Source organism: Legionella shakespearei DSM 23087, assembly GCF_000373765.1.
GTDB classification, from domain to species: Bacteria; Pseudomonadota; Gammaproteobacteria; order Legionellales; family Legionellaceae; genus Legionella; species Legionella shakespearei.
On record NZ_KB892434.1, the window covers coordinates 54519 to 66175 of the forward strand.

Genomic DNA, 11657 nt, shown 5'->3' on the forward strand with positions numbered 1-11657 from the left:
CCGTAATACGGGATCGAAGTGTCAATCAACTCATTCCCGTATTACGGCTACGCCTAATACGGGCTACAAAGCTGTGCTCAAGAGACAGTTGCCAGCAACTGTATACCTATCACGATACAATTCCCTGCGAGTTTTCCGAAATTTATTAAAAAATGGCGAAACTACAGCGAATCTATCTTGGGAGAATTGCTAAAAAAGTGTATAATTGCTCTTTTTGTTATGCAATTAATGGTCAAAAATGAATCTTGAACAGTTATATGATGTCATTGTGGTTGGCGGTGGACATGCCGGCACAGAAGCAGCCCTTGCTGCTGCACGTATGGGTGCACAAACCCTGTTACTGACCCACAATGTGGATTTGCTTGGTCAAATGTCATGTAACCCGGCTATAGGTGGTATTGGTAAAGGCCATTTAGTTAAGGAAATTGATGCCCTGGATGGCGCTATGGCTAAAGCCGCGGATAAGGCTGGTATTCAGTTTCGTATCCTTAATGCCTCAAAAGGCCCGGCGGTTCGGGCAACACGTGCTCAGGCAGACAGGGTTCTTTACCGTCAGGCAATCAGAGAACAATTGCAATCGCAACAGAATCTGGCGATTTTTCAGCAGGCAGTTGATGATTTGGTCATTGAAAATGGGCGTGTCTGCGGTGTAGTAACCCAAATGGGATTCACCTTGCGCGCTCGCGCAGTAGTCCTTACTGTAGGTACGTTTCTGGGCGGTAAAATTCATGTGGGCATGGGACAATACGCTGGTGGACGTGCAGGCGATCCTCCTTCTGTTGCCCTTGCCAATAGCCTTCGCGATCTGGAACTGCCAGTAGGCCGTTTAAAAACAGGAACACCTCCGCGTATTGATCGCAGAAGCCTGGATTACAGCCAGATGACCATCCAGCCAGGCGATACGCCACTGCCCGTATTTTCTTATCTGGGATCCATACAAAACCATCCGGAACAGGTCGCTTGCCACATTACCCATACCACGGAAGCGACTCATGACATCATTCGTAACAACCTGCATCAATCCCCCATGTACGCAGGTGTTATCGAAGGTGTAGGACCTCGTTACTGTCCTTCGATAGAAGATAAAATTGTCCGTTTTGCTGACAAGCTTTCTCACCAAATCTTTGTAGAACCGGAAGGTTTGACTACGGATGAAATATACCCTAATGGTATTTCTACCAGCCTGCCCTTTGATGTTCAGGTACAGTTTGTCCGCACCATTAAAGGTTTTGAAAACGCCCACATTACAAGACCAGGTTACGCCATAGAATACGATTATTTTGATCCACGCGGCCTTACCTCTTTCCTGCAAACCAAAGCCATCTCCAACCTGTTCTTTGCCGGGCAAATTAACGGCACCACAGGTTATGAAGAAGCAGCAGCACAGGGACTTATTGCGGGAATGAATGCTGCATTGCAAGTGCAGGAAAAAGAATTGTGGTGTCCTCGTCGGGATGAAGCCTATATTGGTGTACTCATTGATGATTTGGTTACCTGTGGCACCCAGGAGCCTTACCGAATGTTCACTTCGCGCGCCGAATACAGGCTGCTCCTGCGCGAAGACAATGCAGACCTGCGTCTGACCGCCAAAGGCCGTGAATTAGGTTTGGTTGGTGATGCCCGTTGGGACATTTTTTCCAGAAAAAAAGAAGCTATAGAAAGCAATCAGACGCTCCTGCATAATACCTGGGTTCGTGTGGGGCATAATGAGATTTTGAAAGACATTCTGGAAAAACCCATGCAGCACGATAACCGTGCCTCAGAATTTTTAAAGCGTCCTGAAATTAACTATCAGCATTTATTATTGCTTGAAGATCTGGAATTGCCGGATTTGCCTCAAGACGTCACAGAACAAATTGAAATTCAAAACAAATATGCCGGTTACATCGACAGGCAACAACAAGACATAGAAAAATTGCGTAAATATGAGAATACCGTTCTTCCAGAACATCTTGATTACAGTGCAGTAACGGGTCTTTCAAGCGAGGTCATGCAAAAACTGGTAAAAATAAGACCCACTTCACTGGCACAGGCGGGTCGCATTTCCGGGGTTACGCCAGCAGCTTTATCGCTATTGTTAGTCCATCTGAAAAAACACCGGCTCAGCGCATGAATGACGATTTAAAAATTAAAACCTTACTGCCCCAGGGACTGGAACAATTCGATCTTCAGTCTTTGTCTGCTCCCTTGTCAGAGTATTTACTGCTACTGGATAAATGGAATGCGGCGTACAATCTCACGGCGGTACGCGATGTGGAATCCATGATCAGCAAACATGTGCTGGACAGCCTGGCTATTTTACCCTGGGTAAAGGGTCCTCGCATTCTGGATGTGGGGACAGGAGCAGGACTGCCGGGAATTCCTTTAGCTATTGCCATGCCGGATGCTCAATTTGTTTTATTAGACAGTAATGGCAAGAAAATTCGCTTTTTAAATGAAGTAAAACGCAAACTGAACTTAAAAAATCTGGAAACTGTACAATTTCGAGTCGAAAACTACCACCCAGCCCAAGGTTTTGATACAGTAACCAGCAGGGCATTCAGCAGCCTGGAACAAATGATTCATTGGACTCAACACCTGGTTGCCAAAGACGGAATATGGCTGGCAATGAAGGGGCGTTATCCTGATACAGAATTAGATGCCATTCAACAAAAATACCGCGTTGAGGGATATACTGTGGAGGGTGTTGATGGTGAACGCTGCTGTGTCATTATAGATAACTCAACCAAGGAATAATTATGGCGAAAGTCATAGCCATTGCCAACCAGAAAGGTGGCGTTGGTAAAACCACTACTGCAATTAATCTTGCCGCCTCTCTTGCGGCCAATCGCCAGCAGGTATTGTTGATTGATTTGGATCCTCAGGGCAATGCAACCATGGGCAGTGGTGTTGATAAAAATCAATTAGTGCATACGACTAATGATGTTTTATTGCATGATGCGCTTGCAGAGCAAGCCTGCCTTGCAACCACTTGCGGTTACGATTTAATTCCTGGCAATGGGGATTTGACTGTGGCCGAAGTGAGCCTGATGGAACGCAACCATCGTGAGACTTTTTTATATAAAGCATTACAGCCTGTAAAAAGCAATTATCATTTTATTCTCATTGATTGTCCTCCGGCCTTGAACACCCTGACCATTAATGCCTTTGTTGCTGCGGATTCGGTGTTAATTCCCATGCAATGTGAATATTATGCTCTGGAAGGCTTGGCAGCACTTTTATCTACTATTGATCAGGTTAAATCTTCAGTAAATCCTCGTCTTCATATTGAGGGTGTGCTTCGTACCATGTACGATGCGCGTAACCGTTTATGCTCTGAAGTTTCCAAACAATTGTTAGAACATTTTCCTGCCAAAGTCTACAGAACTGTAGTTCCGCGTAATGTCAGGCTGGCAGAGGCACCAAGCCACGGATTACCGGCTTTACATTATGACAAGACTTCTCCTGGAGCTGCCGCCTATATGGTGCTCGCATCTGAAGTAATTAGTAAACAAACTGTAACAGGTTAATTTGGGGTAGTTTATGACAGTAAAACGCAGTAGTTTGGGACGTAATTTATCCGCCTTGTTAAGTCAGTCAGGTCCTGCGGTTCTGTTAGATGAAAAACCCCAGACGGAACACCTGAAACTGGCAGTTAATTGTCTGCAGCCAGGGAAATACCAGCCTCGCGGGGAAATGGAAGAAGCCCCATTAAACGAACTGGCAGAATCCATTAAAAAACAAGGCTTACTGCAACCTTTAATAGTACGTGAATTAAGCGCCGGCCTTTATGAAATCATCGCCGGTGAGCGACGCTGGCGCGCCAGCCAGATTGCGGGCTTAACCGAAGTTCCCGTTATTTTAAAACAGGTAGATGATGAAACAGCTATGGCCATGGCTTTGGTTGAAAACCTGCAACGGGAAGATTTAAATGCCATGGATCAAGCCCGTGCCATGCACCGGTTAACGGCTGAATTTGCTTTAACCCATCAGCAGGTTGCTGATCTGTTATGCAAATCAAGAACTGCAGTCAGTAATTTCCTGCGTCTGTTGTCTCTTTCCACCCCGGTGAAAAAATTGCTGGAGCACGGTGATATCGACATGGGACACGCTCGTGCCTTGTTGATGCTGGATGAAGAGCAGCAAAGTCAGGTTGCCCAACTGATTATCGCTAAAAATCTTTCCGTACGCGAAACTGAAAAACTGGTAGAACGGGTAAAAGCAGGGCCTGTTGAGGAAAAAGCAACTGAAGAACCAGCCCCTCAGTACAAAGAAAAATTAAGCTCTCTGGCACAGCATTTACAGACTCAAGTCAAACTTAAACCAGGAAAATCAGGAAAAGGCTCATTGGTCATTCATTACGACAATGCCCATTCTTTGCAGAAGATCATTGAGCAGTTGATGAATTGATTCACGTCGCCCTGAGCGCGCCTTTTTGCACGAAGGATCACATGTGCCAACTTTGTAGCCCGGTCTGCTCGCAGCCGGGATCGTGTCGCTTCGATCCCGGCTGCAAGCAGACCGGGCTACAAACCCGTGTCCTTACCCTGGCTTCCTCAAAGTCTCTTTTCAAACCCAAATGTAAAACAAGAGACTCAATTGATCAAAATATTTACTTTTGATACACTATGCGGCAAATAAACGATGAGATCCCTTATGAATCCTGATGTTGTACTGGTCGGTGCAGGACCTGTAGGTCTGTTTACTGCTATAGAATTAAAGTGTCACAATCCTGCATTACAAATCAAAGTGTTGGAACGAAATAATGAATACAGCCGTCACCACATTCTAAGGGTTGAGGAAGAATCATTAGTAAAGTCATTAGCTTATAAACACTATCCTAAAGTCAGACAATTAAAAGGTTTTGTTCCTACTTCAGAAATAGAAACGACTTTTTTAAATATTGCACAGGAATTAGGCATCCAAATTGAAAGAGGAGCCAAAGTTACTGATGCGAATGAATTACTCCAGCAATACCCCAGTGCGCATACTATTATTGGTGCTGATGGCGCTCACAGCACGATCCGCAAACAATTATTTGACGATAAAAAGATTGTCGATAAAAATCTGCAATATATTGTTGAAATTAAATACAAAGTCAATGGAAAAACCTCGCGTCTGCCAGGTACGACTTACGGCCCCGCATTGGGTCAGGTCAACCATTTTATTTCTGAAAATGTAGGCAAAAGAAAAAATGGGACAACACCTGTCTCTCTATTCATTTTTGTCGATGAAAAAACCTATAATGAAGTACGAAAACACCCTAACGCCAAACTCGCTGATTTGAAACCAGACTCGTCAGCTATGGCATCATTACTCAACAGCATTCAACCCTGGTTGTCATTAAGAAAAGTAACGTTAAACGAAGAATTACTTCTTGATACGGTAAAAATTAATGGCGTTGCCCTTGATGTCTATCAAAGTGAATGCTTTGCTAAAAAAATTGGAACGCAAAATGTTTATCTGGCAGGTGATGCCGCTGCAGCGGTTCCCTATTTCCGTGCCTTGAATGCAGGTCTTATTTCTGCCACGCTGCTTGCCAAAACCATAGCTCAATCCGAGACCCCGGATTTGGCAGAATTAAATAAAAACTTGGCCGCCTTGGCCCAAGGCGAGATAGATAGAGCGCAAAAGCAGGATAATCTGGTTAATATAGGCCGCGGGGTCAATTCCTTCCTTAGTATAGTCTCCAAAATACCTACCGGGGCAATATTGACTCAAAAACAACAAGACGCCATGTTAAACGCCCGCGTAGATCGACCTAATATTTTTCGGCGTAATCCGCGCACTTTAATTTTTTGGGGTGCTTTTATGGTCTTAACAGGGATACTGTTAGCAACCCTTTTGCCATTGTATCCTGTTATGTGGCCTGCGGTAGTAATCGGTTCAATTGCCGCTTCGGGAGTTATAGTATTATCGCTGTCTCTTTTAGCTTCATGGATATTGTCTTGCATACATAAGATACGTGATCCGATAACTCCCTTACCAGCATTCCCCTGGGAAAATGAAATGCCTGAACCTTCTTCATATGGAAAGTTAAGTAAGATAAAGGGGTTTGAGAAGGGAATTACAAGTGAAGACAGTAATAATCCTACTTCATTAACTCCTGAGGCACATGACACAAATGAGACGACAGGAAATGTGGATGGGTTTGATAATACTCCCGACCATCAGATTGAAGCAATTAGGATATAGATAGTTCTGTAGCCCGGTCTGCCTACGGCTGACTTTTATACACATCGTTGTATTACTCCGTTCTACGTCGTCCCCCTGATCCACGTCGTCCTTGCGCGAAGGATCTCCAAATACTGGCACCATGCCTCTTTCAGGAGATCCTTCGCGCAAAAAGACGCGCTCAGGACGACGTAGATCGGGAAATGGCCAAGATGTGTAGAAGACTCAGATCTGTAGCCCGTATTAGGCGTTAGCCGTAATACGGGAGCGGAGCATGAACGGTCCCGTATTACGGCTAACGCCTAATACGGGCTACATTTACATCAATAGTAACAATTAACAGAATCTGAAGAAAACTGCTTCCAAAGAAGACTTATCACCCTCGGCAGGCTTACTTTGGCCAAAAAGCCTATTAGGATTTACTGGCGCAGGTGCCGCAGCAAAATTTTCCAAACCAGCTTTAGCGACAAACCGGGCAGGCATGTTACTCAACATCAAGTCCAGAGTAGTATTTACTGGCTTGGCTCCTTCTTTAGCCAATTGCTCCGTATGTTGCTCAATCGCATTGGCTACACCAGCCAGGCTCGCTAATGTTTTATAGGTTTCATCAAGTTTTGCCAAATCACCTAATTTTTCAACATTTTGATTAGAACGCGGAATATTGGCATCAGCGCAAATTAAGGCATTCGGAGTTGAACCCAGAGCATCCTGATAGAACTTCACGGCAGCCAGGGAATTAACGAAATCACCATGATGGTTGAAGATGGTCCATTTCTCTCCGTTTGCTAATTGAATGCCATATTTTTGTCCTCTATCCTTTAAAATAGCTTCTTGGGAGGTCACTGTACAAAAGCCGGATAAGGACAGAAAAGCAGTACCGAAGGTATGGAAGGTCTCTTGACCAGGCTCTTTTGTTAATCTAAAAGTACTTCTAAAGGTGTGCAGATCGAACTGAATATCTTCTGCTTTTCCGAACTCTTCCAGTTTGGCACACAATAATTCGAAATAAACACCCTCAATTTCAATTTGCGGTACTTCTTGCAGTGCCATTGCACTTAAACCTGCGGCAAAAAGCGAAACAATATATTGAGCAGCCTTGACAATATGCTCCTTTCGTTGCGTTTCATCAACAACTACATACCCCATTTTATCCCATGCTTTTCCAAATACAGGACCAAGTCTTGAAGTAGGACACCACATGTTCCAGCTAGCAATTCCAATCTCGCCTTTTGGACTATTGATTACTGCAGCCTGAGCCAAATGATCACTAATCAGGTATTCGCCAGATTCTTTTGGCGTATTAACAGGCTTCCCCTCAGCATCTTTGCCTTTATTACATAAAGTCAGAGTCGCAACAGGCATGTTATTTATAATTTCCATTATTTTTGAACGCATGAAAAATTCCTTATAAGATTGAGGTTAAATTTGCATCACTCTGCAAATTCGCCAGCATTCTATGCGGAATTAAATAATTGTTCTGGTTGAAATTGGCCAAAAAACAGTTGAAAAAGGACATTTTATCCAGAAGGGCATGTTGTCGTGCAAGAAAATGAATTTTATTCAGTGTGATAATAAATAGGGCTTTAAAAATTCTTGAAAACCAAAATGGGATAGATTTTGGTTTTCAAGATAGAGTTTTTTTACTACTAATGAGCGAGGAGCTCACCTGCGATACTACCTGTATTAATTTAATTAATCCGGTTAATAGAAGACAATTTTAGGTTATTAAAGGACAATATTAAGGAAACTATTCACTAAAGGTTCCTTTTCTCAAAAAACTCATGATCAGCCTCCTGGTTTTAGAGTGATTCATAATAAAAGTATGAGTAGAATTAACAATGACGGGTTCAGCTTGTCCCTCCAAACGAGCAGCAGATGGGGGTACCTTCGCATCAAATCGTCCTGCAATGATGCCCATCTTGATTTTTGGTATGGGGACGTGGTGAACGTAAGCATCGGGCTCGGAACTTAGTTCAGACAAAGGTTTGATTTTAGACGTAATCATGGGAAAAATTTTCGTACTTAATTTTGCCAGAAAGGAACCTTGATTAGGAGGTGCCAGCATCACCAGGTACCCCACATGGCTAAATTGTTCTTTATCAAGCTTAGGAACGGCCTCCCTGAGAATTATTCCTCCAATACTGTGGGTAACAAAATGAACTTTTGCACCGGGATTATTGGCCATGACCTGTTGAATGAACTTGCTTAAATAAACAGCATGTTCAGAGATAGTGTATTTTGTAGAAGGATAGCTATAGTAATAAACCTGATAGCCCTGACTTTCCAGATAAGTGTTTAAAGGTTTCATGCTCCAATAGCTACGCATCAAGCCATGAATTAAGACCACTACTTCTCGTGGTTGTTTGTCCTTAACTGACTGAGGATTAGCAAAAACCTGCCCCATAAGGATAATGCCAATCCATATCATCAGTCCGACTTTTCTATATAAGTTTTGTTTGAACGCACTTTTAATCATTATGTTTTTTTACCAAGTCCTTGTATTTTCCCTTTATATTATCCTGAACTGGTGAAAAATTATATTATAATAGTGTCGCTCCATTTATTTGTGGTATAAATGGCGCATTAAAAAATTAGGAAGTACCTCATAATGACATATCGTCCTCATGTCGATGGCTTAAGGGCAATTGCTATACTTTTTGTTTTATTTTTTCATGCCGGCTTAAAAACATTTCCTTCCGGCTTCGTGGGTGTTGATGTCTTTTTTGTTATTTCCGGCTTTTTAATTACTGGTATCATTTATGAGTCCCTGCAAAATAACCGATTTTCTTTTGCGCGATTTTACAGCAGAAGATTATGGCGTTTACAGCCGGTATTTATCTGCCTGTTGGTAGTAACGACGCTTATAACCTTCCTGTTCTATCTCCCTGATGATTTATTGGGATTCAGCAAAAGTGCTCGAAAAACGTCCTTGTTTATTTCCAATCAGTTCTTTGAAAAAGTCACTACCGGGTACTTCGCCACAGACAGCAACCAGTTGCCACTGCTGCATACCTGGTCCTTGTCCATTGAATGGCAATGTTATTTGATTTTGCCGATTGCTCTTTATCTGCTGCACCGAATGTTGGGTAAGGATAAGATAGTCAAGGTGATTTACTTTTTGACCTTGCTTTTTATTGCATTATCTTTTTATTTATCGATTTATCATACCGAACAGACTTATTATCTCTTTTTTAGCCGTATCTTTGAGTTTTTAATTGGTTCTTGCGTGGCTCTTACACCCCTTCGCTTCCCGTCCAACAAATATGTTATCAATCTCATCAGTTTTACAGCACTGCTGACCTTATTTTTTCTTGCAACACGCAGCGATATCAGTTCAGGTTTCCCCAATCAATATGCCCTTATCCTGTGCCTGGCAACAGGGATACTGATCGCCTCTGGTGAGCCAGAGTATAAGCCCATCTGGATTCGGTTGCTTTCCAGTAAACCAGTAGTATTTACAGGTTTGCTGTCTTATTCCCTCTACATTTGGCATTGGCCCGTCTTTGCGCTGAACCATTATCTAGGCCTTGAAGAAACGACCCTTCGATTAGCACTTAATTTTGTTATCGTTTTTATTGTGGCTTATCTTTCCTGGCGCTTTATTGAAAAACCTGCTCGCTCTCTAAGCCAGACCAAAGCTGTTTATACTCTAATCCTTTTGTTTGCTTTACCGGTTGCCTTATTTCACCTGAGTGCTTTTACCATTACGCATTATGAAGGGTTCCCACAACGTTTTGTTGAAAGCGCACGGATAACAAAACAGTTAAAACAATATGACAGCCCACAAAGACCTTTGTGTCTTCAAGTTGCCAATACCGAAGTCAGTAATGCATGCATGCTTGGCTCAAGCAAGCCAAATAGTCAAAAAGGTTTTATGATTGGAGATTCTTTTTCAAATCACTACTGGCGTTTTTTGGAAGTTTTAGCAGAAAAAGCGAATACATCCGTTCTTGCGCATGCGACTGGCTCGTGTCTCACCTTACCCAGCATAGCCCAGTACCATTGGTTTAATAAAAAGGGCATTTATGAAGAATGTTTTGAGCAAACCAAACGTTATTACGACATGATTAAGAGCAATCATTATGACTATGTCATTATAGGTGAAAGTTGGAATGGTTATCTTGATGATAGAATAGTAAATAATCTCAACGATCCACGTTCGTATGAACTGACAAAACAGCGCATTGAAACAGCATTGGATGAAGCATTACAAACAATTATTGATAGCGGAGCAAAACCGGTGTTGATTAAAACTATTGCTCTGGCACCCAAGGGCGATCCTTATGTTTGCTTTTATAATCATATAAAGCAAAGAAAAGACTACAGCCCCGACCAATGTGATTTTGATTTACAGCCTGAAAGATATCAATGGATTGATGGATTATTCGCAAGGATGCAAGCAAAATACAGTCAATTAATAATTATTGATCCTCAATCGGTACAATGCCCGAATGGCCGTTGCAGGGCTGATATTAATCAGATACCAACCTTTCGTGATCGGGCACATCTCACAGATTATGCGTCTTATCACCTGGGAAAATTTTATTTGCAGAGCAATAAAAACCCGCTCATTGGTTAATTCCGGGCGGAGAAATTTATCAATTAATGAAAATTATTATATTCTTAAAGAATAGAATTCTGTTGAGGCGTTAAAAATGAAAAAAAACATTGTGCTTTTATTTATCTTATTTAACTTGTTTCATACCGTTGCTTTTGGGGCGAAATTTGCTCTGGAAAGCTCTGCATTTCAGTTGAATTCATTAATTCCCACGCAATATACCTGCAATGGGGCTGACGCTTCACCTCCATTAAGCTGGAATAATATGCCTGCTAATACTAAATCTTTAGCTCTCATCGTTACTGATCCGGATGCACCATCGGGTACGTGGACACATTGGATTTTATTTAATATTCCACCAACTGTAACAAAACTGGATGCAGGGAGTCCTGTGCCCAATGGCGCAGCCACAGGCTTGAATAGCTGGGGCACTCAGGGATACCGTGGTCCATGCCCCACTCTTGGTGCACATAGCTATGTATTTACTTTATATGCACTGGATAAGGTATTGGATTTGGGAGATGGTACAACCAATAGCATAGTGTCCGATGCAATGACCAGCCATGTGCTTGGCACTGCAGAATTGGTTGGCCTTTATCAGAAAATACCATAATCATACCAATTGATAATTATCGAATTTTTTGAATTGCACAATCCGTTCGTGTTGAGGAGGCGCGGCTTTTGGCGCCGTCTCGGAGCACTGGCACAGATTTTTTGCCCTGGTGCATGCTTCGAGACGGGGTTACCACCCCTCCTCAGCACGAACGGGTCGGTGAGTGGGAGGGGCTAATAAAACCCTTATTTCAAATTCACATGACTTCTGAATAACACCGTAACCTTTTTTGCCCTCCCACAATCCGTTCGTGCTGAGGAGGCGCGGCTTTTTGCGCCGTCTCGAAGCACTGGCACAGATTTTTTACCCTGGTGCATGCTTCGAGACGGGGTT

General features: G+C 42.8%; 9 protein-coding genes. 7 read left to right on the forward strand and 2 right to left on the reverse strand.

The window, feature by feature from the left end:
* Nucleotides 1–238: 238 nt before the first annotated feature.
* The 5 genes from mnmG (at nt 239) to B094_RS0113480 (ending at nt 6174) form a co-directional block, all read left to right on the forward strand.
* Nucleotides 239–2113 (forward strand): tRNA uridine-5-carboxymethylaminomethyl(34) synthesis enzyme MnmG, encoded by a 1875-nt coding sequence (gene mnmG, locus B094_RS0113460; protein WP_018578338.1) that lies wholly within the window; start codon nt 239–241, stop codon nt 2111–2113.
* A complete protein-coding gene (gene rsmG, locus B094_RS0113465) occupies nt 2110–2736 on the forward strand; it encodes a 16S rRNA (guanine(527)-N(7))-methyltransferase RsmG (protein ID WP_018578339.1) in 627 nt (208 codons plus the stop codon). The genes mnmG and rsmG overlap by 4 nt, the downstream gene beginning before the upstream one ends.
* A 2-nt stretch (nt 2737–2738) precedes the next feature.
* Nucleotides 2739–3509: a ParA family protein gene (locus tag B094_RS0113470; RefSeq protein ID WP_018578340.1), complete on the forward strand. Its 771-nt coding sequence runs from the start codon at nt 2739–2741 to the stop codon at nt 3507–3509.
* 13 nt (nt 3510–3522) lie between these two features.
* Nucleotides 3523–4389, forward strand: coding sequence for a ParB/RepB/Spo0J family partition protein (locus B094_RS0113475; RefSeq protein ID WP_018578341.1), 867 nt, complete (start codon nt 3523–3525; stop codon nt 4387–4389).
* 246 nt (nt 4390–4635) lie between these two features.
* On the forward strand, nt 4636–6174 hold the full coding sequence (locus tag B094_RS0113480; RefSeq protein ID WP_018578342.1) for an FAD-dependent oxidoreductase: 1539 nt from the start codon (nt 4636–4638) through the stop codon (nt 6172–6174).
* Nucleotides 6175–6489: 315 nt separating this feature from the next.
* Here the strand turns inward: B094_RS0113480 and B094_RS0113485 are convergent, their stop codons facing one another.
* Together B094_RS0113485 and B094_RS0113490 are read right to left on the reverse strand one after the other, a co-directional pair.
* Complete coding sequence (locus tag B094_RS0113485) at nt 6490–7548, reverse strand: hypothetical protein (protein ID WP_018578343.1); 1059 nt, start codon at nt 7546–7548, stop codon at nt 6490–6492.
* A 352-nt stretch (nt 7549–7900) separates the two neighbouring features.
* Nucleotides 7901–8557: an esterase/lipase family protein gene (locus B094_RS0113490; protein WP_337589153.1), complete on the reverse strand. Its 657-nt coding sequence runs from the start codon at nt 8555–8557 to the stop codon at nt 7901–7903.
* A gap of 204 nt (nt 8558–8761) precedes the next feature.
* Between B094_RS0113490 and B094_RS0113495 the strand changes: the two genes are divergently transcribed.
* A complete protein-coding gene (locus tag B094_RS0113495) occupies nt 8762–10732 on the forward strand; it encodes an acyltransferase family protein (protein WP_018578345.1) in 1971 nt (656 codons plus the stop codon).
* Nucleotides 10733–10808: 76 nt separating this feature from the next.
* The gene (locus B094_RS0113500; RefSeq protein ID WP_018578346.1) at nt 10809–11324 is read left to right on the forward strand and encodes a YbhB/YbcL family Raf kinase inhibitor-like protein; all 516 of its coding nucleotides are present in this window, start codon (nt 10809–10811) and stop codon (nt 11322–11324) included.
* The last annotated feature ends 333 nt before the right edge of the window (nt 11325–11657 follow it).

What these genes read in the sequence shown, in the direction of transcription:
- mnmG (WP_018578338.1), top strand. Translation starts at nt 239, where the DNA reads ATGAATCTTGAACAGTTATATGATGTCATTGTGGTTGGCGGTGGACAT.
- rsmG (WP_018578339.1), top strand. Translation starts at nt 2,110, where the DNA reads ATGAATGACGATTTAAAAATTAAAACCTTACTGCCCCAGGGACTGGAA.
- B094_RS0113470 (WP_018578340.1), top strand. Translation starts at nt 2,739, where the DNA reads ATGGCGAAAGTCATAGCCATTGCCAACCAGAAAGGTGGCGTTGGTAAA.
- B094_RS0113475 (WP_018578341.1), top strand. Translation starts at nt 3,523, where the DNA reads ATGACAGTAAAACGCAGTAGTTTGGGACGTAATTTATCCGCCTTGTTA.
- B094_RS0113480 (WP_018578342.1), top strand. Translation starts at nt 4,636, where the DNA reads ATGAATCCTGATGTTGTACTGGTCGGTGCAGGACCTGTAGGTCTGTTT.
- B094_RS0113485 (WP_018578343.1), bottom strand. Translation starts at nt 7,548, where the DNA reads ATGCGTTCAAAAATAATGGAAATTATAAATAACATGCCTGTTGCGACT.
- B094_RS0113490 (WP_337589153.1), bottom strand. Translation starts at nt 8,557, where the DNA reads ATGGGGCAGGTTTTTGCTAATCCTCAGTCAGTTAAGGACAAACAACCA.
- B094_RS0113495 (WP_018578345.1), top strand. Translation starts at nt 8,762, where the DNA reads ATGACATATCGTCCTCATGTCGATGGCTTAAGGGCAATTGCTATACTT.
- B094_RS0113500 (WP_018578346.1), top strand. Translation starts at nt 10,809, where the DNA reads ATGAAAAAAAACATTGTGCTTTTATTTATCTTATTTAACTTGTTTCAT.